General features: G+C 70.5%; 21 protein-coding genes, 1 tRNA gene and 1 pseudogene. 12 read left to right on the forward strand and 11 right to left on the reverse strand.

The genetic code is table 11. The features are described 5' to 3' along the window. Positions 1–39 precede the first annotated feature (39 nt). Positions 40–399 carry an STAS domain-containing protein gene (locus MXD95_RS11900; protein WP_250640649.1) on the reverse strand — a complete coding sequence of 120 codons (360 nt, stop codon included), beginning with the start codon at positions 397–399 and terminating at the stop codon, positions 40–42. 271 nt (positions 400–670) lie between these two features. On the opposite strand from MXD95_RS11900, the gene MXD95_RS11905 reads away from it, so the two are divergent. After that, positions 671–1,222, forward strand: a complete 552-nt coding sequence (locus tag MXD95_RS11905) for a frankia-40 domain-containing protein (protein ID WP_250640650.1) — start codon at positions 671–673, stop codon at positions 1,220–1,222. A gap of 33 nt (positions 1,223–1,255) precedes the next feature. On the opposite strand, the gene MXD95_RS11910 is transcribed toward MXD95_RS11905, so the two are convergent. Beyond that, positions 1,256–2,038: a TMEM165/GDT1 family protein gene (locus MXD95_RS11910; RefSeq protein WP_250640651.1), complete on the reverse strand. Its 783-nt coding sequence runs from the start codon at positions 2,036–2,038 to the stop codon at positions 1,256–1,258. Between the two features lie 407 nt (positions 2,039–2,445). Between MXD95_RS11910 and selA the strand changes: the two genes are divergently transcribed. Next, positions 2,446–4,299: an L-seryl-tRNA(Sec) selenium transferase gene (gene selA / locus MXD95_RS11915; RefSeq protein ID WP_250640652.1), complete on the forward strand. Its 1,854-nt coding sequence runs from the start codon at positions 2,446–2,448 to the stop codon at positions 4,297–4,299. 595 nt (positions 4,300–4,894) lie between these two features. Here selA and MXD95_RS11920 read toward each other — a convergent pair. Further along, positions 4,895–5,689: an HD domain-containing protein gene (locus tag MXD95_RS11920; RefSeq protein ID WP_250640653.1), complete on the reverse strand. Its 795-nt coding sequence runs from the start codon at positions 5,687–5,689 to the stop codon at positions 4,895–4,897. A gap of 305 nt (positions 5,690–5,994) precedes the next feature. Here MXD95_RS11920 and MXD95_RS11925 point away from each other — a divergent pair, with 305 nt between their 5' ends. Together MXD95_RS11925 and MXD95_RS11930 are read left to right on the forward strand one after the other, a co-directional pair. Beyond that, complete coding sequence (locus MXD95_RS11925; RefSeq protein WP_250640654.1) at positions 5,995–6,198, forward strand: hypothetical protein; 204 nt, start codon at positions 5,995–5,997, stop codon at positions 6,196–6,198. Between the two features lie 203 nt (positions 6,199–6,401). Next, the gene (locus tag MXD95_RS11930; RefSeq protein ID WP_250640655.1) at positions 6,402–8,051 is read left to right on the forward strand and encodes an NAD(P)/FAD-dependent oxidoreductase; all 1,650 of its coding nucleotides are present in this window, start codon (positions 6,402–6,404) and stop codon (positions 8,049–8,051) included. Positions 8,052–8,125: 74 nt separating this feature from the next. Here the strand turns inward: MXD95_RS11930 and MXD95_RS11935 are convergent, their stop codons facing one another. Further along, a complete protein-coding gene (locus MXD95_RS11935) occupies positions 8,126–8,488 on the reverse strand; it encodes a cupin domain-containing protein (RefSeq protein WP_250640656.1) in 363 nt (120 codons plus the stop codon). A gap of 299 nt (positions 8,489–8,787) precedes the next feature. Between MXD95_RS11935 and MXD95_RS11940 the strand changes: the two genes are divergently transcribed. Beyond that, positions 8,788–9,366 carry a VOC family protein gene (locus MXD95_RS11940; protein ID WP_250640657.1) on the forward strand — a complete coding sequence of 193 codons (579 nt, stop codon included), beginning with the start codon at positions 8,788–8,790 and terminating at the stop codon, positions 9,364–9,366. Between the two features lie 131 nt (positions 9,367–9,497). Here MXD95_RS11940 and MXD95_RS11945 read toward each other — a convergent pair whose 3' ends face one another. Beyond that, entirely contained in the window at positions 9,498–9,968 is a 471-nt protein-coding gene (locus MXD95_RS11945) for a hypothetical protein (protein WP_250640658.1), read from the reverse strand. A gap of 395 nt (positions 9,969–10,363) precedes the next feature. Between MXD95_RS11945 and MXD95_RS11950 the strand changes: the two genes are divergently transcribed. The 3 genes from MXD95_RS11950 to MXD95_RS11960 all read left to right on the forward strand — a co-directional run bounded on the left by MXD95_RS11950 (position 10,364) and on the right by MXD95_RS11960 (position 13,458). Beyond that, entirely contained in the window at positions 10,364–11,449 is a 1,086-nt protein-coding gene (locus MXD95_RS11950) for a 3-dehydroquinate synthase family protein (RefSeq protein WP_250640727.1), read from the forward strand. Continuing rightward, on the forward strand, positions 11,446–12,348 hold the full coding sequence (locus MXD95_RS11955) for a shikimate dehydrogenase family protein (RefSeq protein WP_250640659.1): 903 nt from the start codon (positions 11,446–11,448) through the stop codon (positions 12,346–12,348). Before MXD95_RS11950 ends, MXD95_RS11955 begins: the two co-directional genes overlap by 4 nt. Before the next feature lie 96 nt (positions 12,349–12,444). After that, on the forward strand, positions 12,445–13,458 hold the full coding sequence (locus MXD95_RS11960) for an ROK family protein (RefSeq protein WP_250640660.1): 1,014 nt from the start codon (positions 12,445–12,447) through the stop codon (positions 13,456–13,458). A 230-nt stretch (positions 13,459–13,688) separates the two neighbouring features. On the opposite strand, the pseudogene MXD95_RS11965 reads toward MXD95_RS11960, so the two are convergent. From MXD95_RS11965 to MXD95_RS11975, 3 genes and pseudogenes are all read right to left on the reverse strand, one after another. Continuing rightward, positions 13,689–14,258 (reverse strand): annotated as a pseudogene (locus MXD95_RS11965) (HAD-IA family hydrolase); the annotation flags it as partial. A gap of 141 nt (positions 14,259–14,399) precedes the next feature. Then, on the reverse strand, positions 14,400–15,599 hold the full coding sequence (locus MXD95_RS11970; RefSeq protein ID WP_250640728.1) for a Gfo/Idh/MocA family protein: 1,200 nt from the start codon (positions 15,597–15,599) through the stop codon (positions 14,400–14,402). 86 nt (positions 15,600–15,685) lie between these two features. Next, positions 15,686–16,852 (reverse strand): DegT/DnrJ/EryC1/StrS family aminotransferase, encoded by a 1,167-nt coding sequence (locus MXD95_RS11975; protein ID WP_250640661.1) that lies wholly within the window; start codon positions 16,850–16,852, stop codon positions 15,686–15,688. Between the two features lie 338 nt (positions 16,853–17,190). Between MXD95_RS11975 and MXD95_RS11980 the strand changes: the two genes are divergently transcribed. Beyond that, entirely contained in the window at positions 17,191–17,634 is a 444-nt protein-coding gene (locus MXD95_RS11980) for a type II 3-dehydroquinate dehydratase (protein ID WP_250640662.1), read from the forward strand. 1,288 nt (positions 17,635–18,922) lie between these two features. Here the strand turns inward: MXD95_RS11980 and MXD95_RS11985 are convergent. Together MXD95_RS11985 and MXD95_RS11990 are read right to left on the reverse strand one after the other, a co-directional pair. After that, a tRNA-Arg gene (locus MXD95_RS11985) sits at positions 18,923–18,995 on the reverse strand. 455 nt (positions 18,996–19,450) lie between these two features. After that, positions 19,451–19,675 (reverse strand): DUF3039 domain-containing protein, encoded by a 225-nt coding sequence (locus MXD95_RS11990; protein WP_250640663.1) that lies wholly within the window; start codon positions 19,673–19,675, stop codon positions 19,451–19,453. A 145-nt stretch (positions 19,676–19,820) separates the two neighbouring features. Between MXD95_RS11990 and MXD95_RS11995 the strand changes: the two genes are divergently transcribed. Then, on the forward strand, positions 19,821–20,510 hold the full coding sequence (locus tag MXD95_RS11995; RefSeq protein WP_250640664.1) for a metal-dependent transcriptional regulator: 690 nt from the start codon (positions 19,821–19,823) through the stop codon (positions 20,508–20,510). Between the two features lie 90 nt (positions 20,511–20,600). Here the strand turns inward: MXD95_RS11995 and MXD95_RS12000 are convergent, their stop codons facing one another. After that, positions 20,601–21,860 (reverse strand): C40 family peptidase, encoded by a 1,260-nt coding sequence (locus MXD95_RS12000; protein ID WP_250640665.1) that lies wholly within the window; start codon positions 21,858–21,860, stop codon positions 20,601–20,603. A gap of 610 nt (positions 21,861–22,470) precedes the next feature. Here MXD95_RS12000 and MXD95_RS12005 point away from each other — a divergent pair. Next, entirely contained in the window at positions 22,471–23,757 is a 1,287-nt protein-coding gene (locus MXD95_RS12005) for an ammonium transporter (protein ID WP_250640666.1), read from the forward strand. Next, positions 23,754–24,095, forward strand: coding sequence for a P-II family nitrogen regulator (locus MXD95_RS12010; RefSeq protein ID WP_250640667.1), 342 nt, complete (start codon positions 23,754–23,756; stop codon positions 24,093–24,095). Before MXD95_RS12005 ends, MXD95_RS12010 begins: the two co-directional genes overlap by 4 nt. Positions 24,096–24,223 lie beyond the last annotated feature (128 nt).

Genomic DNA, 24,223 nt, shown 5'->3' on the forward strand with positions numbered 1-24,223 from the left:
CGTCGCGGTCGCGCGGATCCGCGGACACGTGCCCGGCGATCAGGCGCCGCGGCGGCTCGCCAGGCCCGATGCCGCAGCCGGGCCGCCCTCGTCGACGGCGATGACCGTGCTCAGATTGGTGATGTGCAGCAGGCGATGGGTCTCCTCGTTCAGGTGGCGCAGGGCCAGCCGGCCACCAGCCGAGCGCTGACGCTGGTGAGCGAACAGGATGACCGCGAGTCCCTGCGAGTCGAGGAAGCTCACCTCGGCCAGGTCCACGACGATGTCCCGCACTCCGGCCACCCGGGCGTCGAGCAGAGCCTCACGCAACGGGTCCAGCGAGGAGTAGTCGATGTCGCCCACCGGGTGCACGACGATCGTGTCACGCCCAGTCACTTCGACCCGTACACGTGGTTCCATGACTCCACCCCGACCGGATGGCATGGGCACGGTGGGGAACGGGCCGGACAGCTCCCCACCGAGCATCGCGCCTCTGCCAAGCTCGATGGTGGCGGCCTACCCCGACCACACCACTCCCACACCCGCCGGATTCTCACCGGAAAGCGTCCTCCCTCACAGCGGTTCACCGCCGGTTCATCACCTGGGCGCCCTGCCGGCACCGCCACAGTTTCCCGATTTCTCCCCGCCGGACGGGATGGGACGACCTGTCGTGCAGTGAGAGCGTCGTCGCATGGACATCAACCCGCCCTGGTCCCGCGGCGCTGCCCCCGTCGATATCGTCACGTTCCTGTGCCGGTCGGATGGAGCCGCCATCTCGGTCGGCCGGCCGCCCGCCAGTCACCCCGGCTCCGCCGCCGGGCTCGTCGCTCTCGGCGTCCGGCTGCCCGGCACGTTCTCCGCCGCCCTGCAGCTCGCGCCCGACGAGGCCATGCGCCTGTCCGGCCTGCTTGTCGAGGCGCTCGAGTCCGGTGCCGAGGCATTCGGCGGCCCGCTCGCAGCCTCCCCGCGGCACGGCGTGTCGGCACCCCCGCCGGGCGATGCTTCGGCCGACGCCACCGTCGGCGCCCATGATCATGGCCCGGCGAGTTCGCGGTTTGTGATCATAGCGCCGGAGGGAGTGGCGGTGGCCGAAGTGTGGCAGGCCCTGGCCGCGTTGCCGGTGGGCGCCCGGCTCGTCGATTTCTCCTCGGATGCCGATGTCGTGCTGGTCTTTGCCCTAGACGATCCGCGCTGGCCGGTTCGGTCCGGCCCGGCCAGCGCGCAGGAGGAGCCGGGCGCATGAGCCTGGCCACGGCATCGCCGGCCGCCCGGCCGGCTACCCGCGCACCACCTCGATTCCCGAAATCACGGCCAGAACCAGGAATGCCACTGCGGCGATCCGGGTGATCACGGAAATCGGCATGAGCCGTAGCAGTCCGCGCCCGCCAGCGATGGCCAACGCTGCCACCGTCCACAGGCCCAGCACCGCGCCGAGCCAGACGCTCACCGGTGAGTCGAACCGGGCGGCAAGGTTGGCGGTGGTGATCTGGGTGAGATCGCCGAGCTCCGCGAGGAAGACGACCCCGAACGAGGTCACCGCTACCGGCCAGAACGTCGCCGTGCCGGGAGCGGCCGGCCCGCTGGCGCCCGTCATCGCGGCGGCCGATCGCGGGACCCCCGCTCCCGACGCCTCCGTCTCATCGCACGTCAGCGCGCCCGCGGGGGCGTCCGGGTCCGTGCTGGTCCCGGGCGACTCGCCGACACCACCTGGGCGATCGCCCGGGTTGGGTTCGGTGCGGTTCGCACCGCCACTCTTCCTGTCGGCCTCCTCGCCGTCGGCCCGCTCGCCATCCTCAGTGCCCTCCCGCAGCACCAGGACCGCGCCCAGCATGAACAGCACCATGGTGATCGCGTCCACGACGCGGCCCGGCAGATGGGAGAACGCGCTGCCAGCGGCGACGGCCACGGTCACGTGTATGAGGAAGGCGGCCGCCACCCCGACCCACACATGGATCGGTCGGAACCGGCTGCCCAGAACAAGGCTGGCGACCATCGTCTTGTCGGGAAGTTCCGCGAGGACGATGACGCCGAAAGTAACCAATGCCGCGGTGATGCTCACGCCGGGACCTCTCGTCAGGCCGGATCGTGAGCGGGGACACTCCTTCGACCCGGCATGCCTGCCGTGTCGAAGGTCTCGCCCACCCGGCCGCAGCACAGCCGGGCCCGTACACCGGGCATCCACGTACCGGTCCTCGACGGGCCGGTACGGACGCCAGTATGTCGACGTACGAACCGATACGAACCTCCGCTCCGGCCGGGTGGACCATCACGGTCACCTGACTGCCGAAGCCGGTCGCTCGGTGGGGCTACTCCCCTTCGGGGACGAAGACTACCCGCCCGGCGGATACGGTGCATCACCTCACGCTCCCGTCACCTGGCCAATCGGACAGCACACGAAAGGACACACCTTCGTACCGGCCGCGCGCATGGACATCACCCTCGGCGTCAGTAGATTTACGTGAAGTGATGGACGACCAGGGCTCTCCCGCGTACGGCGGCGGTGTCGACAACCCGGTGCCGGCGCCGACGGCGCGTGCCCGCACGGCCACCGGCCTCCGTCCGGTGATCAACGCGACGGGGGTGCTCCTGCACGGCGCGCTGGGCCGAGCATCGCTGTCCGCGGCGGCCCGCGCCGCGCTCGACCTGGCCGCCGGCACCATTGATCTGGAACTTGACCTGGCCACGGGTCGGCGCGATCGGCGCGGTCGCAGCGCGCTCGACGCCCTGGCCGTGGCGGTCCCGGCCGCGGGCGCCGTGCACGTCGTCAACAACGAGGCGGCCGGGCTGGCTCTCGCGGTGACGGCGCTGGCCGCGGGGCGGGACGTGGTCGTCAGCCGGGGCGAGCTCGGCGAAACCACGGACGGCCTGCGACTACCGGAGCTGCTGACCGCCACCGGCGCCCGGCTGCGTGAGGTCGGCACCACCAACCGGACCACCCTCGGTGACTATGCCCAGGCGATCGGTCCCCAGACCGGCGTCGTGCTGCGGGTCAACACCACGGGTTATCAGATGGTCGGGTTCACAGACCGCCCCACCGTGGGTGATCTCGCCGCGCTGTGCGTCGATCTCGGGGTTCCGCTGATCGGCGACTGTGGGTCCGGGCTGCTGCATCCGGAGCCGTCCCTGATCCACGAGCCGGATGTCACGACCTGGCTGGGCTGGGGCGTGGCAGTGGTCCTCTCGAGTGGCGACAGGCTGCTCGGCGGCCCTCAGTGCGGCCTGCTGTTCGGCCACGCCGGGATGGTCGACCGGATCCGGCGCCATCCGCTGTCCCGTGCGCACCAGGTCGGCAAGCTCACCCTCGCCGCCCTCGAGGCGACGCTGCGCCACGATCCGCCGATCCGCCAGGCTCTGCGCGCTCGCCCGGAGCAGCTTGTCGTGCGAGCGGAGCGGCTCGCCGGCTGGCTGCGTCAGGCCGGGATCGCCGCGTCCGCCGTGGCCAGCCGCGCGTGCGTCGACGAGGCTCTCGCCGCGAGCTTCAGCGGGGGCGTTGCCGGTTCCGTACCCGGAACGTCCGGCTTCCCTTCCGGTCAGGTCGGTGCGTACGGCAGGTACGGCACCGAGTTGCCGAGCGCCGCGGTGGCCCTGGACGCGCTGATCGCGGCACCGCTGCGCGACGGTGACCCGGCCGTTCTCGGCCGGGTGGAGCAGGGGTGCTGCCTGCTGGATCTGCGAGCGGTCCCCGCGGAACTCGATCCGGTGCTCGGTGCCGCCGTGCTCGGGGCCGCGACGACGATCGGGGCAACTGCCCTCACCGAGGCACCCACCGCGCCCCAGGCCACCTCCGTGCCAGGCACCATCGTCACGCCCAGGGCCTTCGCCCCTCCCGCGGTGACAGCCCCTCCCGTGACAGCCCCTCCCGCGGTGACGGCGCCCGGAGCGACCGCCGGCCGCGGAACAGCCGTCACACCCCGAACAGCCGCCGCCCATCCGGGTGCCCATGGGCCACCCTCAGGTACCGCTTCCACGGGCACGGGCACAGCCACCTCATCGGGAGCTGCCGTACCGCCCGCAGCGGCCCTCACATCGCGTGCCTCCGTCCTCTCCCGCGCGCCCGTCGCCGCACGCGCGTCTGTCACATCGAGTACGGCGGCCACATCGAGTACGGCGGCCACGTCGGCCGGTGTGAGCATGCTCCGTCACTCCGGCCCACTGGCCAGACCGCGATCCGGGCCTCGATGGGCGTCGGAGCGGGGGCTTTCCGGGCCGGATCCGTGTCCAGTCGGGATCGAGCCGGCGGACATGGACACGGTGGAGTCCACGACCATCCCACCGGCCCAGGCCTGGGGACGGCAGGTGTCGGGGTGGGGGGCGCCGTGACCACCACTCGCCTCCTTGACCATCCCGTCGTCATCGACCTGCTCCGCCGGCTTTACACAGCCAGCGGAGCAGCCGTGCTGTTGTGCTTCGGACTGGTCCATCTCCTGGTCTGGCCGGGTGCGCCGACGGGCACGCCGGGCGAACGCTACCGCTGGAATGGGGACACCCACCTGCTGGACTGGCTACCCGCGAGCGCGGTGTGGTGGGTCGCCGGGATCCTGCTCGGGGTGACCGTTCTGGGTCATGCCGCCGGAGCCGCCGGGCTGGTCGGGATACCGGGTCTACGCCGTCATCACCTTGCCACCACCGGCACAGGCTGCGCCGCATCCCTGGGGCTGTATGCGATCACCTGGCCAGGCCTGGAGCCGACCCCCACCGACTTCAGCGCCGGCCCGGTCATCAGCGGGCTGCTGCTGGCCTGCGTGCTGGCGACGGCTTGGGCCCGGTACTACCCGCCGGAGCCGGGTGGCCCGCCCCATCGGCCAGGCAGACGACCCGTCGCGCGCACTGCCCGGTCAGCCCGGTCAGCCCACCCTGCGTCGACGTCGGTCCCCGCGCCTCGGTCGGTGTCCAAGCCCCAGCGGGCCGCCGACGCTCACACGGCCTCCGAACCGTGGATGGTCCGCGAACCGCGACGGACGTCCGAGCCGCTGATGATGTCCGAGCGGGGCGCGCCGGGAGCGCGGGTGGTCAGGGCATCCAGCTCACGGCCCAGGTTGAGCCGGGCGGATGGCTCCCACCGGCGCCGCGCCCATCCGGTGGAGTAAAGGGGGCCGTCGAGCAGACGGCGCAGCACCTGCGCCCGGCCGACCCGCCACCGCCCCTCGTCAACGGCACCGTACTCGCGGCGCACCCGGCGGACGTAAAGGTCGTAGGCGGCCGGCCCGCGCGCGAGGGTCCGCAGGTCCGCGTCGTTGACAAGGGCCTCACCACGGCCGGATGAACCTGGTGCACCCGACCCATGGGACGCGGTCGCGAGCACCAGGCGGGCGACGGTGTCCCCGATCTCGGGCGGGCAGTCCAGATCTCGCAGGACCCGGACGGCGAGCTCGGCCGAGCGCCCTTCGTTGTCGGCCAGGTCGGGGTCGTACACCGCGTCGTGGAAGTAGACGGCGAGAATGCAGGCGGGCGCGAGTTTCGCGTCGCTGGCCTGCCGCTCGGCCGTGACCAGCACCCGCAGGGCGGCCGTGGCCTCCGCAACGTGACGCAGAGTGTGATAGTAGCGGCCCGGTTGCTGATAGCGACGGGCGAGATCGACGAAGGCCCGTACCCGCTCGCCGACGTCCGCACCGGCGCCCGCGCTGACCAGTGCGTCGTCGAAGACCCGGGCGAGCGGTGTGCGCGACACTGCCAGCGCAGAACCATGGACGGTGTTCACATTCCCTCCCAACCCATGCTCATCTTCCCGCTCGGGCCCGCTCATACTCCCCAGCGGCCGCGCGGGGCCGCTGGGTCGAGGCGCCCAGCGGGGCCCCGCATGTCAGCGAACACACCCCTGCGTACCAGAACGATCCGGGACGGCCGACCGTCTCCGCGCGGCGCCCCCCGGCATCGGCGCGCACCGATCGGGAGCCGCCCCAAGATCCGTCCGTGATCGGGAGCCGTCCCGGATCAGCCACTGCCCCCGATCAGGCCACCCCGACATTTGCCATCGTCGAACATACGTGCGACCGCTGGGTGGTGGGAGTGCAGATAGTGATCGACGGGCAGGCTTATCCGCTGCCGGCGGATACCGATCCGGCGGAGCTGCGCCGACGGGTCGCCCAGGCGGTCTTCCGCTGCGAGGTCGAGCAGCTTCACCTGGCCGACGGCCGCACGATGCTGGTCAACTGGCGATCCATCCGCCTCGTCGAGATTCAATCCGTCGATCCCAGCCCACCAAATCCCCCCATAAATTGACAAATATCGAAATACTTCTTAATTACCATTAAAGCCATATATCGGGGTAGCCGTTGACCCATAAGCATTGATCGGTCGTTTATTGCAGGCACATCTCATAGGGATGGTTAGGTGCCAGTTGTGCACCAGTTGCAATTATTGCGATCTTTGTGGGGTGGCAGGTGCGCCCGGCCCACTTCCTGTAGCGTCCAGGGAGCCCAATCATGATCGGGTACGACTATTCCGTCGCGATCCTCGGCAGCGGCATCGCCGGTTCGACGCTGGCGAACATCCTCGCGCGTCACGGTCACAGCGTGCTACTAGTAGACAGCGGCAGCCATCCACGGTTCGCACTGGGGGAATCGACGATCGGCGAGACGACCTATCTCCTCAAACTGTTGGCAGAGCGGTTCGACGTGCCCGAACTCGCCCACGTCAGCAGCTTCGAAGGGGTACGCTCGCACGTCACGTCCGCCTGCGGAGTCAAGCGCAACTTCGGTTTCGTCTACCACCGCGACGGGCTTGTCCAGGACCCCGCGGAAGTCACCCAGTGCAGCGTCGCGGAGTTCCCGAACGGCCCGGAGATGCACATGCATCGCCAGGACATCGACTCCTACCTGTTCTACACGGCCGTCCGCTACGGGGCCCAGCCGCGCCAGCGGACGACGGTCGAACGGGTCGAGTTCAGCGCAGACGCCGCGACGCTCACCACCCACTCCGGCGAAACGATCCGCGTGCGGTACGTCGTCGACGCATCCGGTCGTAATTCGGTGCTCGCGAACACGTTCCACCTGCGTGAGGAGCCGTGCCGATTCCGCACCAGCTCCCGAACACTGTTCACCCACATGGTCGGGGTCACACCGTTCGACGATGTCACGACGCCCAGTGGACAGCCGACACGGTGGCACCAGGGCACCCTGCACCACATCTTCGACGGCGGCTGGTTGTGGGTGATCCCGTTCGATAACCACCGCAAGGCCACCAACCCGCTGTGCAGCGTCGGACTCAACCTCGACGACCGGCGCTTCCCGCGCGAGGAGGGGCGCAGCGCGGACGACGAGTGGGCTGCCTTTCTCGACCGCTTCCCCAGCGTGGCCCGTCAGTTCGCCGGCGCGCGTCCGGCATGGAACTGGGTGTCCACCGGACGTACCCAGTACTCCAGCAGCCACACTGTCGGCGACCGCTGGGCGATGATGAGCCACGCGGCCGGCGCGATCGACGCGCTGTTCTCCCGGGGCATGGCCAACACGATGCAGGTGATCTACGCCTTCACTCCGACCCTGCTCGCGGCGCTCGGCGACGACGACTTCTCCGCGCAGCGGTTCGCCCACATCGACACGCTCAACCAGACCATCCTCGACGTCAATGATCAGCTCGTCTACGGCTCGTACGTCTCGTTCCGGGACTTCGACCTGTGGCGGGCATGGTCAAAGGTCTGGTTCCTGGGCTGGAACATGGGCATCGCCCGCATCGTCGGCACGTATTTCGGCTATCTGGAGAAGGGCGACCGCGCTCTGTTCGACCAGCTGCTCGACGCCCCACACCTAGGCACCTTCTGCCCGGATCTGCCGGAGTTCCAGCCGCTGTTCGCCTCCCTGTTCGGCGTGATGGTCGACGTCGAGGAGGGCCGGCGGACCCCGGCCGAGGCGGTCGGACGGCTCGCCGAGCTACTGGGCGGCGCGGAGTTCCTGCCGACCCCCCTGAAGCTCGGCGATGTGCTGCGCCGCTGGCACGACGGGTCCTTCGAGGCCCAGCGCCGGATGTATGAGTGGGGCCGCAGCGACTCCCCGGAATCGATGCGGCGCTGGTACGAGTACGACCTCGACAAGCTGCTGGCCCGAACCGGCGGCGCCCCACAGCCGGCGAGTTTCTGACACCCCCTGTCCGCGCCGGCCGGCGGACCGGCCGGCGCGGACAGCTCATCCGTGCGCGGCCCTACCCCACGCTCTCAGACGTCGCGGTGGACTGTGTTGGGCTGGAAGGCCGGCAGGCAGACCGAGACGTAGTCGGCGCCCTGCGAGCCCGGGGTGCTGTACCGCACCCATTCGCCGGCCGGGGTGTGCACCGCCTGCCCCGCCGCGACCTCGATCAGCCCGCCCTCGTGTTCCACCCGGACCGTGCCGCGCAGCACCACGGTGTACTCGTCGAACTCCGGCCGCTGACCCGGTTCCGCCCAGCCGGCCGGGCTCGACATGTGCGCGATGCTCACGCCGTGCGTCCCGGTGTTCACGACGCCGACGTACTCGCGAATGATTTTCGGCAGGTTCCCCGCCGCCTCGACGATGGTGGGCCGCTCGATGAACGTTGGCATGAGACATCATCGCATCCGGCCGGCGGTATACGGCCCGCCGTGCACCGTCGATGGGCTTCCCGCGCGGCCGTCCGTGTACCCCACCCCAGGGCACACCGCACCGGGACGTGGCCCCACCAGGGACGACGAAGACCACCCGGTTCCCGGGCAGCAGTGGGGCCGGCTGAGGCCGACCATGGACGGCGACGCTACTATCTGCTTTGCTTCCTCGATGCCGATCGGACGCGATACGGACGAACACGATACCGACAGGTGCAACATCGGCGGAGCGCGTACCGGTGGAATGCGGAGGGGGCTTCATGAAAACCGAATCAGCCTTACTGGCCCAGGCAGGCGTGCCCCACAGCGACAATCCGTCGGCAGCGCACGATAATCGGCCACAGCTTTTCAGCACGCCCGCACCCACCGGGGCGGGATTCGCAGCCATCGGTTCGTGCCTCGCCGGCCTGACGTTTCATCACTTCGACATCGCTGTCGCCGGGCTCGACGAGGCCCGGGAGATCTACACGGTCATGCTCGGCATCGGGGCGTGGCGGACCCGGACCCTGACGGGCGCCGTCGAGCGCCACGGCCGTACCGTGGCACAGGGCGGCGCCCGGGTGGCGGTGGGGAGTCTCGGTTCAGGACTCGTCCGCCTGATCGAGCCCGGCATTGGCCTTACCGTGGCCCGCGAGGCACTCGACCGACGCGGTGAAGGGCTGTTCGCGATCGGCTACCAGGTCGACGACCCGATCGCCGCGCTGGGCGCCGCGCTCGTCGCCGGGACGACGGTCGAGCAGGTGGGGCCCGATCTGGTCACGCCGACTGAGATCTATCTCGACGGTGGCTCCGGGCTGCTCCTCAACCTGCTGCATGGCGGCGCCAACGGGCCGAGCTGATCCAGCGAATCGCACCGGTGGGCTTGTGCCGGGCACCCCATAAATGTCATCATCAATTGAGGTCGCCCGGCACCCCCCGAGCCGGGCGGCCTCTTCAGCCGCCCCGGCTCGCGGCACGGATCCTCGCGGGCTCACCGAAGCAGGACGATGATCGTCAGCAGGACGCCGATCAGGGTCGTCCCGAGGGCCACGAAGGTCGCGATCCGCCCTTGGCCGCTGCCCCGGCGCCAGGCCAGCGCGCCGCACCCGACTGCGATCAGTCCGGCCAAGGGGAAGAACAGGCCGAACGCCGCGAAGGTGAAGGCGACGATCCACAGCGCGCGGGCGTCCGGCAGCTCGTCGTCTGGATCGAGCTCCGGATCGGCACTCCGCTCCCCGCTACGATCCGCATACAGAGCATCTTGTGGTCCCGCCGCTTCCCCAGCTTCACCTGGCCGCCCCTCGGGCCCGCTTCCCACCTGTTGCGGAACCATCCCCGACCCGCCTGCAGATTCGCGACCATCGTCGCGGTCCGCATCGCCCGGCCCGGCCGAGGCACCACCGCCCGGAGCGGACCGTGCTGCCCCGGAATCGGCATTGGTCTCGGCGGTGGCCTTGGTCATCCCGAACTCCTCCTGAACAACTCGACAGTTCTCCGCGGCGGTGTTCTCACCGCCCGTAGGTGGGATCTCCCGATAGCGGTTCCGGGAGCATGTCCCAGAGCCTGACGTAGTTTCCGCCCGCTGTCCCGACTCCACGCGAGAACAGGATCAATCAGACCCCACGATCACCCGAAGGCGCTACCACATGTGAACCCGATCGCGCCTTCGGCCACGAACGCCCGCCGCAGTGCCCCGGTGCACGCCGGCGGAACCGTCCCGGGCAGACTGGACGACGGCGTCGCGGCGGACCAGCCAACGGCCAGCGGGGCCCACTGTCCCCCCGGCAGCCGAAATGGCGGGTCCGACAGGTCCGGCGCCACGAGACCTCGCGGATCCGGAGACTCCACGTGACCGGCATGCCTGCCGCCCAGCGGCTCAGCCCGATCGAACAGGTCGGGCCCGACCACCGGCGCGTACTGGTCGACCTGGGCGATCGCGCCTACCCCGTCGACGTCGGTGCGGGGGTTCGCCGCCTCCTGCCCGCCGTCGTCGCCCGGCTCGGCGCACGCCGCGCCGTCATCGTCTCCGCCCGTCCGGCCGGCACCGTTCCTGACCCGGGCGTGCCCGCGCTGCGCGTGGCGGCCCGTGACGGTGAGGTCGACAAGACGTTGGCCAACGTCGAGGCGCTCTGCAGCCAGTTCGCGGGCTTCGGGCTGACCCGCAGCGACGTGATCATCTCCTGCGGCGGCGGCACGACGACCGACGTCGTGGGGCTCGCCGCCGCCCTGTACCACCGCGGCACGACCGTCGTGCACCTGCCGACCTCCCTGCTCGCCCAGGTGGATGCGAGCGTCGGCGGCAAGACCGCCGTCAACCTTCCCGCCGGCAAGAACCTTGTCGGCGCCTACTGGCAGCCCAGCGCCGTGCTGTGCGACACCGAGCTGCTGGCGACCCTGCCCCGGCGGGAGTGGGTCAACGGCTATGGCGAGATCGCCCGGGCCCACTTCATCGGCGCACCGGACCTGATGGATCGGCCCGTCGGCGAACAGATCGCGGCGAGCGTGGCGCTCAAGGCTGGCGTCGTCGCCCGGGACGAGCGGGATGGCAGCCTCCGGCACATCCTCAACTACGGGCACACCCTCGGCCACGCCCTGGAACGGGTCAGCGACTACGCGATGCGCCACGGGGAGGCGGTCGCGGTCGGCACCGTTTTCGCCGGCCGCCTGGCCGGCGCGCTCGGCCGGATCAGGCCGGAGCGGGTCGCGGAACATCTCGACGTGGTGCGTGGCTACGGGCTGCCCTGGGCCCTGCCTGCCGAGGTCGACCTGGACGCGCTCATCGCCGTCATGCGTCTGGACAAGAAGTCCATGGGCACCGGGCTGACCTTTGTTCTGGACCGGGCGAGCGGCCCGGACGAGGCGAGCGGCCCGGAGCTGGTCGCCGACGTCGACGAGGCGCTGGTGCGGGCGACCCTCGCCGCGATGCCCCGGGAGACGGCATGACCGCACCGACGACACCCGCTGCACCGGCCGCAGCCACCGCACCGGCCACACCGCGGGACGCTCTGGTCCCATCCGCGATGCCGGTCGTCAGCGGCACCACCCGGCTGTACGCCGTCCTCGGCGATCCGGTCGCCCAGGTGCAGGCCCCGGCCCTGCTCAACCCGCTGTTCGCCCGGCTGGCCATCGACGCCGTGCTCGTCCCGGTGCATGTCCGGCCGGACGCGTTCGGCACGGTCCTCGCCGGGCTGGCCGCGGCCGGCAACGTCGACGGGGTACTCGTCACCATCCCGCACAAGGCCGCCGCCTGCGCCGGTGCCACCCTGCGCAGCACCGCGGCGCAGATCAGCGGCAGCGCCAACGCGCTGCGCCGCGCCCCGGGCGGCGGCTGGGAGGCCGCGAACTTCGACGGCGCCGGGTTCGTCCGCGGCCTCACGGTTGCCGGCCACGCGGTCGATGGGTCACAGGTCTCACTGATGGGCGCGGGCGGCGCCGGCAGCGCCATCGCCGTCGCCCTCCTGGAAGCCGGCTGCCACCGGCTCTCGATCCACGACCCCGACCAGGCGAAATGCGCCGATCTGGTGGCTCGCCTCGACGCGCACTGGCCCGAGCGGATCGAGCTGGCCCTCCGCCCTGCCCTGCACGACGCGGACATCGTGGTGAACGCAACCCCGCTCGGCCTGCGGCCTGGCGACCCGCTTCCCTTCGCCGTCGACTGGCTGCCCATCAACTGCCTTGTCGCGGACATCATCATGAAGCCCGCCCGTACCAGGCTGCTCGCCGCGGCCGCGGCGCTCGGTCTCAAGACCCATCCCGGCATCCACATGCTGGCCGAGCAGGTGGACCTGTACCAGGAGTTCTTCGGATTCGCCCCCGCCGGACGGGCAGCCGCCCTCGCCTGATCCAGCCCCCCAGCCCAGCCCGAGCCGCTCGAACCGGACTGGGGGGCCGGCCCGAGTCGCGATCCAACCCGCTCACCGCCGCGAAAGGCGCGCCCCATGCCCGTGCCTGTCCCCACCCCGACCCCCGGAATCCTCGGTATCGACGTCGGGGGGACCAAGGTCGCGCTGCGCATCGAACCCGCCGGGACGACCGGCCCGGCGTGGGCCGACGGCACCGAGCCGGTCGAGGCCTCGTTGCGCTGGGCACCGTCCGCCAGCGCCGCGCATGACCTCGACGACCTCGCCGCGGAGGTCACCGCGTTGCGGGCCCGGTGGAGCGGGCCGGTGAGCGCGGTTGGGATCGCGATGCCCGCGACGGTCGACCCGAACGGCCAGGTCGCGACCTGGCCGGGTCGGCCGAGCTGGACCGGAATGGCGTTCGCCGACGCGATGCGGACCCTGGTGCCGGGGGCCCGGGTCGCCTACGCCGACGACGGTGACCTCGCGGCCCTCGCCGAGGCGGACGCCGCGGGCTGCCCCGACCTGGTCTATCTGGGGATCGGAACCGGAGTGGGCGGCGGGATCGTGCTGGAGGGCCGTCCCTGTCCCCCTCTCGGCCACGGCTCGGCGGAGATCGGCCATATGGTGATCGCTGCTGGCGGTGCGCGGTGCGGCTGCGGACGGCGCGGCTGCGTGCAGGCGACTGCCAGTGGGCCGGCGACGCTTCGCCGTGCCGCGCAGTACCGCGCCGAAGCCGAGACCAGGACGGCCACATGGGCGCCGGGCGACACGGTGTCGGGCGACATCACACCGGCCGCCGCAGTCGGCGTCGAGTTCGCCGACCTGCGCCCGGCATGGCTGGACGGCATCGACTGGGCGGTACGCGCGGTCCAGGAGAGCGCGCTGGCCGCGGCCGTTGCCGTGGTCAGCCTGACCGAGGTGCTGCATCCCGAACTGGTGGTCGTCGGCGGCGGGTTCGCGGACGGGCTGCCGGGCTTCGCACAGGCTGTCGACGAGCAGGCTCGTGCACTCGGCCGACCGGGGCATCCACCGGCGCCGGTCCAGGCGGCGAGGCTCGGCGGTCTGTCCTCGCTGTCCGGCGCGCTGTTGCTGGCCCGCCAGACCAGCTGATCGATCCTCGTCTGGTTGGCGGGCCCGGCTCAGTCCGCGGCGAGGGTCAGTCCGGCAACCGGCCCGGCTGGCGCGGTGATGGCCACATCGGCACGCACCACAGCCGCCTCCCGGGCCACCGCGGACGACGCGACCATCGGAGCCGCAACCATCGGAGCCGCAACGACGGAGGCCGGCCCGCCCGGAACCGGCACAGCCCCGGGCGGCACCACCGAGGTGGCGGGTGCCGACTCGCCGAGCAGCGCCAGCAGATCCTCGGGCCGGTGCAGGACCGCGTCCGGCTCGGCCGCGATCAGCTCGACGCCGTCCGTCTCACCCCACAGCGCCGCCGCGGCCATCACTCCCGCACTGCGGGCACTATCGAGGTCCGCGACCGCGTCCCCGATCATCACGGCCTCGCCCGCGCTCGCGCCGAGCAGGTCCAGGGCGTGCAGCACGATGTCCGGCGCGGGCTTTGGCCGAGCGATCTCGTCGGAGCCGATGACGTGGTCGAACAGGTCGAGGACGCCGAGCTCGCCGAGCAGGTGGCGGGCCCGCGGGCCGGCCTTGCCGGTGGCGACCGCCAGGCCGTAACCGCGTTCGCGCAGGGTACGCAGGAGGTCCGCGACACCGTCGAAGAGCACGACCTCACGGGCAAGGCGGTAGCTCTCCCGGACGAAGGGCTCCTCCATCTCCAACGGGAGGTTCATGATCCGCATGATGTCGGGAAAGTACCGGCCCAGATGGCGCTCGTACTCCTCGAAAGGCGGTTCTCCGTCGCTGACGACTTCCGCATAGGCGATCGTGAATGCCTGCCGCATCACGCCGAAGCTGTCGACGAGCACCCCGTCGAGATCGAAGATCACCGCGCGGCGCCGGGCGACACGCGGCACTCCGTTCTCACGTTCGGTTCTCACATGCCCCCCTGGCACTCTGAACATCGGTGGTGGTCGGGCGGGGCGTCATCGGCCCGCGGGGACGAGGGCCGATACCGGCCGGGACGAGCGCGCGGAGTCGTAGAACCGTTCGATCGCGGCGATGGTCGGTCGAACCTCGGCGATGGCACGCCCCCGGGATGCCGGATCGGCGAGCATCGCGGGTAGTTCGTCCAGCTGGCGGCGGTACTCCGCGCCGATCGGCTCTTCGGGCAACGGAACCGGTCTGGTCTCGCCGGTGCGGGTGAGGGTGAGCACGGAGCGGTCCTGACGGTTGGGGCCGAACCCGAAGGTGCAGCGCAACGACGCCGTGCCGCCGGCTCCCTCGACGGTGATGGCGGTCAGGTCTCGGGCCTCGTGCGAGGCCCAGCTCGCTCGCAGGGCTACCGAGGTCCCCTGCTCGGTGATCAGGAATCCGCGGGCGGTGTCCTCGACGTCCCCGCCGCGGCGCGGACCGGACCCGGGATCCGCGGCAGGGCCCGGCTCCTCGCCGTGCCGCCAGGACGCCGCCCACCCACCGTCGTTGACGAAGTCGTCCGACGTCGTCCCGATCACCTCGCGGAACCGGACGGTGCCGAGCAGCGGCGTGAGAGTGTCCAGCAGATGCCAGCCGAGGTCGACCAGGGCGCCGCCGCCGGACTGGTCCCGGCGGGTGAACCAGCCGCCCGCATCAGGGATGCCCCTGGCCCGCACCCAGGCGAGGTCGACATGCCGAATCACGCCCAGCCCCGCGGCGACCTCGTAGAGTCGGCTCACGTCAGCCCGGTAACGTGCGGCGCTACCGGCCAGCAGGGTGGCGTCGCCAGCCTGCTCCGCCGCGGCGAGCCGGTCGGCCTCGCTCACGCTGAGGCAGACCGGCTTTTCGAGGAAGACCGGCACCCCCGCGGCGAGTAGTCGCTCGGCGATGTCGGCATGGCGGTGGTTGGGCACGGCGACGACGGCCAGGTCAGGTCGCGCCGGGCCCGCCACAGAAAGATCATCGACCTCGGCGAGGACCGCCGGCGCCGGATGACCACCCGTGCTGCCCGGTTGCGGCGCCGTGCCGGCCGCGGCTCGGTCCCGCGAGACGGCCAGATCCCGCGCAATCGCCAGATCCTGCGCGACGGCGCTGCGCGCTGCCGGGTCGGGATCCACGACGGCGGTCACCACGAACCGTGGATGCTCACGCAGGCGGGGCAGCCAGATCGACCGCCCAGCCCAGCCCAGCCCGACGACAGCAACCCGCACCGGTGCCGACGCGCCCACGCCGCCCGCCGCCAAGGCGTCGGCTGACCGTTCCGGAAACGCCTCCGGAACCTTGGGGGCCGCTGGGGTCACCGGGCCGCCATCACGTCGGCCACGACCGCCGCCACCTGGTGCATCTGCTCCTCGGTGCCCAGCAACGTGCGGTGGTGCAGCCAGATGCCGTCGGCGCTGAGCGCCTCGGTGTTGGGGCACCGGGCGGCGAGCTCGTCCACCGTGCTGTCCGGCGCACCGGTCTCCCAGAAGCCGTTCGAGCGGTAGATCGACCGGAAGGCGGCGAAGGCCGGCAGGCCGCGCTCGAGAAGCGCGTCGACCAGGGCGTTGCGGCGTTCCTCGCCGAGACCGGGAACGCGGAACATCGCCATGTAGTGCGAGTTGCGGTCGCACCGCTCGTCCCGGCTCTGCGGCACCACACCCGGGATCGCCCCGAGCGCCTCGGCGAGGACCGGCCAGCGCTGCTCGCGAGTGTCGATCTGGCCGGCGAGCCGGCCGAGCTGGGCCCGCAGCACCGAGGCGGAGAACTCGTTGAGCCGGAAGTTCGAGCCGGACGTCTGGTGGAAGTAGCGACGGTCGGTGCGCGGCCGGCCGCAACTGTGCCGCAGGAAGGCCAGCTCGAACAGCTCGGCGTCCGGGAATGTGACGGCGCCGCCCTCACCGGCGGTCATGAGCTTGCCGTTCTGGAAGCTGAACGCCGCCACCGAGCCAAGCTCGCCGACCTTGCGCCCCTGCCACCGGGTGCCATGCGCGTGCGCCGCGTCCTGGAGCAGCGGAACACCCGTGTCGGCCGACAGCTTGGCCAGCGCGTCCATGTCGGAGATCTGGCCGGCCATGTGCACCGGCATGATCACTTTGGTGCGGGACGTGACGGCTGCGGCCGCCGCCTGCGGGTCGATGCAGTAGGTGTCCAGGTCGACGTCCACCGGCACGGCCACGGCGCCGAGGCGCTGCGCGGCCTGTGAGGAGGAGATGAACGTGAACGCCGGAACGATCACCTCCGTACCCGGACCGACTCCCAGCACCTGTAGGGCCAGTTCGAGGGCGTGGGTGCCATTGGTGACGGCCAGGGCGTAGTCGGCACCGTGATAGGCGGCGAATTCGCGCTCGAGACTGTCCACCTCGCTGCCGCCCATGCGCCACCACTGACCCTGTTCGAGGGCCCGGATCAGACCGTCGCGCTCCTCGTCGGAGTACTGCGGCCAAGCCGGCAGCTCCGGTGCGCGTAGCACTCCACCGCTCATGGTCCCCACCCTTTTCTTACGTGACGATAAGGTTCGCAAGGTTCGCGTAAGGATCCCGGCCGTCGACGGTTCATTACCGTGGGTTGTCCGCAGAATCCGCACGAGTGGTGCGCGACGGACGGTACCCCACACCCTCGGGAAGCCCTGGCGGGACCCACGCCCCATCACATCGGAAGCTACCTTCAGACAATAAGTGAACTACGAGTGACCGGGTGCGGGCAACACGCCCACCGTTATGGGTACCACTGGGTCCGGATCGGCCTGCGTCGGCCTGCGATAGCCTCCGGGCCGGTGCCGGCTGACCTGGCCGGTTGCCCGGCCGCCATGATGAGGGACCCGTGAGCACCCTTCTACTTCTTAACGGCCCGAACCTCGGCATTCTTGGCCGGCGCCAGCCCGAGGTCTACGGCACGGCCACACTTTCCGACATCGAATCCGCCGTCTCCGCCCGGATCGCCAACCGGGGATGGAAGGTTCTCTCGGTTCAACGTGAATCCGAGGGCGATCTGATCCACGCCATCCAGGACAACTATGACTCCGTCGGGGCAATCGTCAACCCTGGCGCGCTCATGATGTACGGCTGGAGCCTGCGCGACGCGTTGGCGAACTATCCCGCGCCGTGGATAGAGGTGCACCTTTCCAATGTCTGGGCGCGCGAGTCCTTCCGGCACGAGTCGATTCTTTCCGCGATAGCCAGTGGTGTCGTCGTCGGCCTTGGCGCCCTCGGCTACGAGCTCGCGGCATCCGCCCTGCTCGAGTTGGTGCCGCCCGCCACCAGCTGATCTTGCGGCCGGCTGATCTTGCGGCCGGCCGATGTTGCGGTCACGCCCCGCGCCTGCCGATCCCGCGAGCGTTCCCGTCGGGCCCACGGGGTCGGCAGGCGCCGACCGCCGACCGCGGCTCGCGGTCCACGACCCGGCCACGACCCCCACGGGCACGCCTCGAGACCACGCCCACGACGGGCCGTGCGCGGGCCCGGGAGCGTTCGCTCGCTGCGGCTTTCCCGGTTATTTCGGAAGCCCCGCATAACCGGCTGCCCAAGGTCCATCGTCGGGGCCCACCTTGAGCCATTCGCCGCACGTGGCAGGCCACCCGGCAGGCCCCGTTCCGGGGCCTCCGCGTTGGGTGCCACAAAACAGCCCGCTGGCAGCCGGGCGCAGCTTCCTGACAACCAGAGGGGCCCGGATTGCCGCCCGGTCGACATGATCACAGACCCGCCGTCCGCGCCGCGAACTACATTCTAGATCGCACGTTGACGGGTCCAAAGCAGGATGGAGCGATTCTAGACAACCACGCGACGTCCGCCCGCTCGGCACGAGTTCCATCCCAGCTACGCACTTCCCGGTTCCGCCACTCGCTCCGATTTGCCGGCGCAACGACACCGCTCGCGTCGCGGGACCTCCCGGCGCAGGCCAGCCGTCCACATCCGCTCCCGGCCGCGAGCGACGCCAGCATCCTTATGCCTGACTGTCCTGAATGCCTGCCCACGCTCCCACGCCGCCCGCCCGCCGCATCACGCGCCCGCGCCACCCCCACAACACGGGGCAGCGGTCGCAGCGCAGGAAGAGGACCGAGCACGGCCCCGAGGTAACCAGGCGGAACTCGACCAGGAACGGACCTGCCTGGGTTTTTCTCGCGGATCATGATGGCCCATCGCAGCAGACCGGCCAGTTCCCGCCCGATCCCCGGTCGGGCCCGGACCACGTCCGACGTCCTCGGCGGCACGCGTACCGGTGACCGGTGACCGGTGGCGCAGGGTGCCCCCTGCTGTCACCGTCGGCTCCGGTCGTCACGACCAGCGAGCCCTCTCCCGACCGCCGACCCGCTACCGCCCCCCGCCGCAGCGCGTGACGACGGACCGGCCCCGGAAAACCTTGGTGTCGCTTCTACAGGGCTACGAAGGGGCAAATCAGACAGATTACCCGGTAGAAGCGGCATCCCCACGCACCGGCAGAGCCACCACCCCGAAAACCATCACGGACAGTGAGATTCACCGGGTGAACCCGGCCGCGAGCCGGAGATCCACGAGAAGCAATCCAGTACGGTCCGTGCCTGATCAGGCTAGGTGTGTGCCCCAGGTAGGAATCGGACCTACGGCCTACCGCTTAGGAGGCGGTCGCTCTATCCACTGAGCTACTGGGGCGGGCAGGTGGAGCGGATACCCGGGCCGAAGCCCGGTGCCCGCTGATCGTACGACTCCGGCGGATCTGCCCACCGGCGGGCCAGCCGGATCGGATGGATGGATGGGCGACACGATCAGTCAGGAGATGGTTTGACGGCCAGGCCGGCGGCCACCCGCGCAGGCCAGCCAGCGATTCCACGATGCCCGCGATGCGCATCGACGGACCCGACCAGCCCGCCCCACGTGAGCAGGAAGCCGCCCCACGTGAGCAGCAAGCGAGGAGTCGGACAGGACGGCCCAGGCTGCCAGGACGACACGAGCCGTCCCGCCCCGACCCATCCTCGGCCGGGGCCACGTCTCGCGATCTTCGCGATCTCACGGATCCGCTCGGTGACGTTACCGACAGGTCGGTGCAATCCGGAGCCGGCCAGGGCCCGAGACCGGCCTGCGAGGACCAGCCCGCGGACCGCGGACCGTCAGCCGAACTGTTGGGCCATCGCCACAAGTTCCTTGCACTTGGGGCAGATCGGGAACCGGGAGGGATCCCGCACCGGTTCGAACTTGTAGCCGCACAGCGCCGTGACCCGTCCGCCCTCGATGGACGCGCGGACGATCTCCTCCCGCCGGGCGTAGTGGGAGTGGTCGTCGCCCTCGTTCGTCCGGGTGTCGGACGTCTCGGGTGCGATCTGAGTCGTGCTCATGGGGTGATTCTAGTGCCGGGCACGCACGCGGTGGCCGAGCCCGGCCGAGGTCAGGACATCCGGCCAACAGGCACGGCGCACGCGGGACTGCCGGCCCTTGCGTTCGACGCACACGGCGTACTCTGGAAGGCGACGAAGGAGAGCGGTGACTGGACTCATCGACAGTACCGAGATGTACCTCCGCACCCTGTACGAGCTGAGGGAAGAGGGCATCCCCCCGCTACGTGCGCGCCTTGTGGAGCGTCTGCATGTCAGCGCGCCTGCCGCCAGCGAGTCGACGGCTCGCATGGCCAACGAAGGACTCGTGTCCCTCGCGGACGACCGCACTGTCCAGTTCACCGAGAAGGGGCTGCACCGGGCCACCGCGGTCATGCGCAAGCACCGGCTCGCCGAACTGCTGCTGACCAAGGTCATCGGTCTGGACTGGGCCCTGGTCCACAACGAGGCCTGCCGTTGGGAGCACGTCATCTCGGACGAGGTCGAGGCGCGGCTCACCGTGCTGCTGGGCGACCCCAAACGCTGCCCGTTCGGCAACGAGATCCCGCCCGCGCTGCGTCCCGAAGCAACGGTCCCCGGGTCGGCGCCGGTCAGCCTGCTGGCCACTGCCGACCGTGCTCCGGCGGATGGTGGTCCGCCGGTCACGGTGAGCTGGATCTCCGAGCGGCTGCAGACCGACGAGTCCGTCATGCGCCGGCTGCAGGACGCAGCCATCGTGCCGGGCGCCCAGGTCATGCCGGGCTCCCGCGGTGACCTGGTCCGGATCGTCAACCCGAACGGCCAGGCCGACGCCGAGATCAGTCGTAGCACGGCTGCGCTGGTCTACGTCGACCGCTGACCTACCGCGCTTACCGCATGGGGCGGGTGACCAGGATCGCTCGGCCATCCGTCCCATCGGCGCGCGGGCCTGACGCGAGCATGCCCCGGGTCACGCTCCGGGGCGCACGGCGCCCTGGAAGGCCGACCACCAGACGCTCTCGACCCGGATGACCTCGCCGGTCCGGGGCGCGTTGATCATTTTTCCGTTTCCGACGTAGATCCCCACATGGTCCAGGTCGGGGTGGAAGAAGACTAGGTCGCCGGGGGTCAGCTCGGCTCGGCTCACCCGACGACCCTCGTTCCACTGCGAGCCGGTGTAGTGGCTCAGTGAGACCCCAGCCCTGTTCCAGGCCCACTGGGTGAGCCCGGAGCAGTCGAAGGTGTCCGGGCCGTCCCCACCCCACACATAGGGCTTGCCGAGTTGAGCGTAGGCCTCCCGCACGGCGACGGCCGCGCCCCCGTTACCCAGCGCGGGTCTGGCGGACGTCGGCATGATCGGAGTGTCGGCGAAGTCCCGGCCGGCCGTCGCCGCGATCCCCGTCGCTTTCTGGTAGCGAGCCTGAGCCTGTGCGGCCTGGCGGGCGAGCGCGGCCGCAGCCGCGGCGGCGGCGGCCTGGCGGGCTCGGCGGGCGGCCTCCGCCTGGGCCCTGGCCTGCCGTTCGAGCTCCGCGAAGCGCGCGCGCAACTGCTCCAGCAGGCCACGCTGGCTGTCAGCCGAAGCCTCGAGGACCTGTTTCCGACCGCCAAGATCATCGACGATCTTCTCCTTCTCGGCCAGCGCCCTGTCCGCGTCCCGGCGGGCCTCAGTGAGGTCCCGCCGCGCCAGGCGCAACTGGGTATCCGTGGCACGTGCCCGCCTGGCCAGGGCGTCGACCGCGCCGACCCGGTCGAGTGCATGCTGCGGGTCCCCCGTCAGCAGCAGGGACAGTTCACCAAACCCACCCGCCTGATCCGCGGACACCGACAGTCCACGGTGCTGGCCGGCGGCCGCCCGCACCGCCTGATCCGCCCGGGCGACCCGGACCTGCGCCGCTCGGGCGGCTTGCTCCGCGGCAGCCAGCTTGATCCGTTCGGCGTTGAACTGCTCCGCGGCCTGTGCCGCCTGCCCGGCCTGGACGTCCAGCTCCGCCTGCGCCCGATCGATCTGCGCCTGCGTCCCGGCCAGCCCGGTGGGTGACGCCGACGTGCTAGGGCTCGCCCACGCCGCACCGGTCGATCCCGCCAGCATGGTCGGACCGACCAGCAACAGCCCGGTCAGGCCCATCGCCACGGAACCCCCCACCCGAACGCCGTGAGCCCCACGACCGCCACGAACCACGGGAGCGGCCCGCACCTCGGAGTCGGTGCGCACCTGCGCGGCGGAACTCACCCCGACGTCCCTGTGCACCTCGGAGTCGGTACGGACTCCAGGGACAGGCCGAACCTGGGCCTCGTCCTGCACGGCACGGCGGCGCCTCCTCGCAGAGCGGCCATTCGCCGCGCATCGATCTCTCGATAGCCGTATGGCTATTTCTGGTGAGTGCGTTTTCGCTGGTGACGGATTCGACGTACCCACTTTGGAGGGGTCCGTGCCAGCATGGTCCGGGAGAGGCGGTGGGACGTCTGATCGCCCGTGGGGAGAGTCGGTGTCGCACCGGGCGGCGACGTGAGGGGGGCGGGCCTTGGGAAACGGTTCGCCAGCGCTATGCCAGGCCTCCGTAGGGACGCTGCTCACACCGCCGGACCGTAACTGTGAGCAGTTGTACAGTCACGGAAGCACGCCGATCCGGGCGGAGAGTCTCCGCACGCCCACCGGAAGGCGCCCAAAAGGGGCCACGGGGCACCCAATTTAGCGATTTCACACGTCGGAAACAGCATAGACACAGGTCGGGAACAGGTCGTCCCGACTCTTCGGTCCCGAGGATCCGGGACGAGCGCAGCGTGGCCAGGGACCGGGTGAGCGCAGTCCGCGCAACGCGCGGGGGGATGACAGGAGAGACATGGCTCAATTGAATTCGGGCGATACCGCGTGGATGCTCATAAGTTCCGCGATCGTGCTGTTCATGACGCCCGGACTGGCCTTCTTCTACGGCGGCATGGTCCGCGCGAAGAACGTCCTCGGCATGATCATGCAGAACTTCTTCGTCATCGGCATCGTCACGCTCGTCTGGTCGCTCGTGGGCTTCAGCCTGGCCTTCGGTGACAGCAACGGCTTCTGGGGCGGCTTCCACTACTCGGCTCTGCAGAACCTCAGCGCCGGCGACGGCGCCATCCCGTATGTCGTGTTCGTCGCCTTCCAGTTGATGTTCGCGATCATCACCCCCGCGCTCATCACGGGCGCCGTCGCCGACCGGATGAAATTCAGCGCCTTCGCGGTCTTCGTGACCCTGTGGTCGCTGCTGGTCTACTCGCCGATCGCGCACTGGGTGTGGGCGTCCAACGGCTGGCTGTTCAAGCGGGGCGCGATGGACTTCGCGGGTGGCACGGTCGTCCACGCCAACGCCGGTATCGCCGCCATCGTCCTGGCGCTGGTGCTCGGCAAGCGGGTCGGCTGGCCCAAGGGTGACTTCCGTCCACACAACGTGCCGTTCGTCCTGCTCGGCACCGGAATTCTGTGGGTCGGCTGGTTCGGGTTCAACGCGGGTTCCGCGCTGGCCGCGAACAAGCTCGCCGGCCTCGCCCTGCTCAACACTCAGATCGCGACCGGTGTGGCCATCCTCGGCTGGCTCGCCATCGAGAGGCTGCGGGACGGCAAGGCCACCACGCTCGGCGCCGCCTCGGGTGCGGTCGCCGGCCTGGTCGCCATCACCCCGGCCTGCGGTTTCGTCTCGCCGATGGGCTCGATCGCGGTCGGCGGCCTCGCCGGCGTCATCTGCGCCCTGGCCACCTCGATCAAGGGTAAGGTCGGGGTCGACGACTCACTCGACGTCGGTGCGGTCCACCTGGTCGGCGGTGTGCTCGGTGCGCTGCTGACCGGGCTGTTCGCCACCGTCGACACCAACCCGGCGGGCAAGGACGGCCTCTTCTATGGCGGTCCGGCGAGCGTGTTCGGCGAGCAGGCACTCGCCGTCGGCGCCACGCTGGGCTACTCGGCCGTCGTCACTCTGATCATCGCATTGGCGATCAAGTACACGATCGGCCTGCGGCTGAGCGACGATGACCAGGTCACCGGCATGGACGAGGCCCTGCACGGTGAGACGGCCTACCGCTACACCTCCATCGGGGGCGGCGGCTCGCTGACCTCCTCCGTGACCCCGGCCAAGGTACCCGAGGAGGCTCAGGCATGACCAAACTCGTCACCGCCGTCATCAAGCCGTTCAAGATCGACGATGTCAAGGCGGCGCTGGAGAAGCTGGGCGTGCACGGCCTGACGATCTCCGAGGTCCAGGGCTATGGCCGGCAGAAGGGCCACACGGAGGTCTACCGCGGGGCCGAGTACAAGGTCGACTTCGTCCCGAAGATCAAGGTCGAGGTCGTGGTCTCGGACGAGACCGCCGACGAGCTGGTCACGGCCATCACCGCGGCCGCGCAGACCGGCAAGATCGGCGACGGCAAGGTGTGGGTCGTCCCGGTCGACTCGGTGGTCCGCGTCCGGACTGGCGAGCGGGGAAGCGACGCCCTGTAACCCGGCCCACGGCCCTGCTACACCACGGCACCATCCGCACCATCCGCACGAACGCAGCACCCAGTAACACATGAGCACATGTGGCGGCACCGCGTGACCACTGACGCGGTGCCGCGCCATGCGCCCGG

This window comes from Frankia sp. AiPa1 (assembly GCF_023243075.1).
Classification (GTDB): Bacteria; Actinomycetota; Actinomycetes; order Frankiales; family Frankiaceae; genus Frankia.

Excerpts from the sequence above, each read along its gene's own strand:
- MXD95_RS11900 (WP_250640649.1), bottom strand. The coding sequence starts at position 399 with ATGGAACCACGTGTACGGGTCGAAGTGACTGGGCGTGACACGATCGTC.
- MXD95_RS11905 (WP_250640650.1), top strand. The coding sequence starts at position 671 with ATGGACATCAACCCGCCCTGGTCCCGCGGCGCTGCCCCCGTCGATATC.
- selA (WP_250640652.1), top strand. The coding sequence starts at position 2,446 with ATGGACGACCAGGGCTCTCCCGCGTACGGCGGCGGTGTCGACAACCCG.
- MXD95_RS11930 (WP_250640655.1), top strand. The coding sequence starts at position 6,402 with ATGATCGGGTACGACTATTCCGTCGCGATCCTCGGCAGCGGCATCGCC.
- MXD95_RS11935 (WP_250640656.1), bottom strand. The coding sequence starts at position 8,488 with ATGCCAACGTTCATCGAGCGGCCCACCATCGTCGAGGCGGCGGGGAAC.
- MXD95_RS11940 (WP_250640657.1), top strand. The coding sequence starts at position 8,788 with ATGAAAACCGAATCAGCCTTACTGGCCCAGGCAGGCGTGCCCCACAGC.
- MXD95_RS11945 (WP_250640658.1), bottom strand. The coding sequence starts at position 9,968 with ATGACCAAGGCCACCGCCGAGACCAATGCCGATTCCGGGGCAGCACGG.
- MXD95_RS11950 (WP_250640727.1), top strand. The coding sequence starts at position 10,364 with ATGCCTGCCGCCCAGCGGCTCAGCCCGATCGAACAGGTCGGGCCCGAC.
- MXD95_RS11955 (WP_250640659.1), top strand. The coding sequence starts at position 11,446 with ATGACCGCACCGACGACACCCGCTGCACCGGCCGCAGCCACCGCACCG.
- MXD95_RS11960 (WP_250640660.1), top strand. The coding sequence starts at position 12,445 with ATGCCCGTGCCTGTCCCCACCCCGACCCCCGGAATCCTCGGTATCGAC.
- MXD95_RS11975 (WP_250640661.1), bottom strand. The coding sequence starts at position 16,852 with ATGAGCGGTGGAGTGCTACGCGCACCGGAGCTGCCGGCTTGGCCGCAG.
- MXD95_RS11990 (WP_250640663.1), bottom strand. The coding sequence starts at position 19,675 with ATGAGCACGACTCAGATCGCACCCGAGACGTCCGACACCCGGACGAAC.
- MXD95_RS12005 (WP_250640666.1), top strand. The coding sequence starts at position 22,471 with ATGGCTCAATTGAATTCGGGCGATACCGCGTGGATGCTCATAAGTTCC.
- MXD95_RS12010 (WP_250640667.1), top strand. The coding sequence starts at position 23,754 with ATGACCAAACTCGTCACCGCCGTCATCAAGCCGTTCAAGATCGACGAT.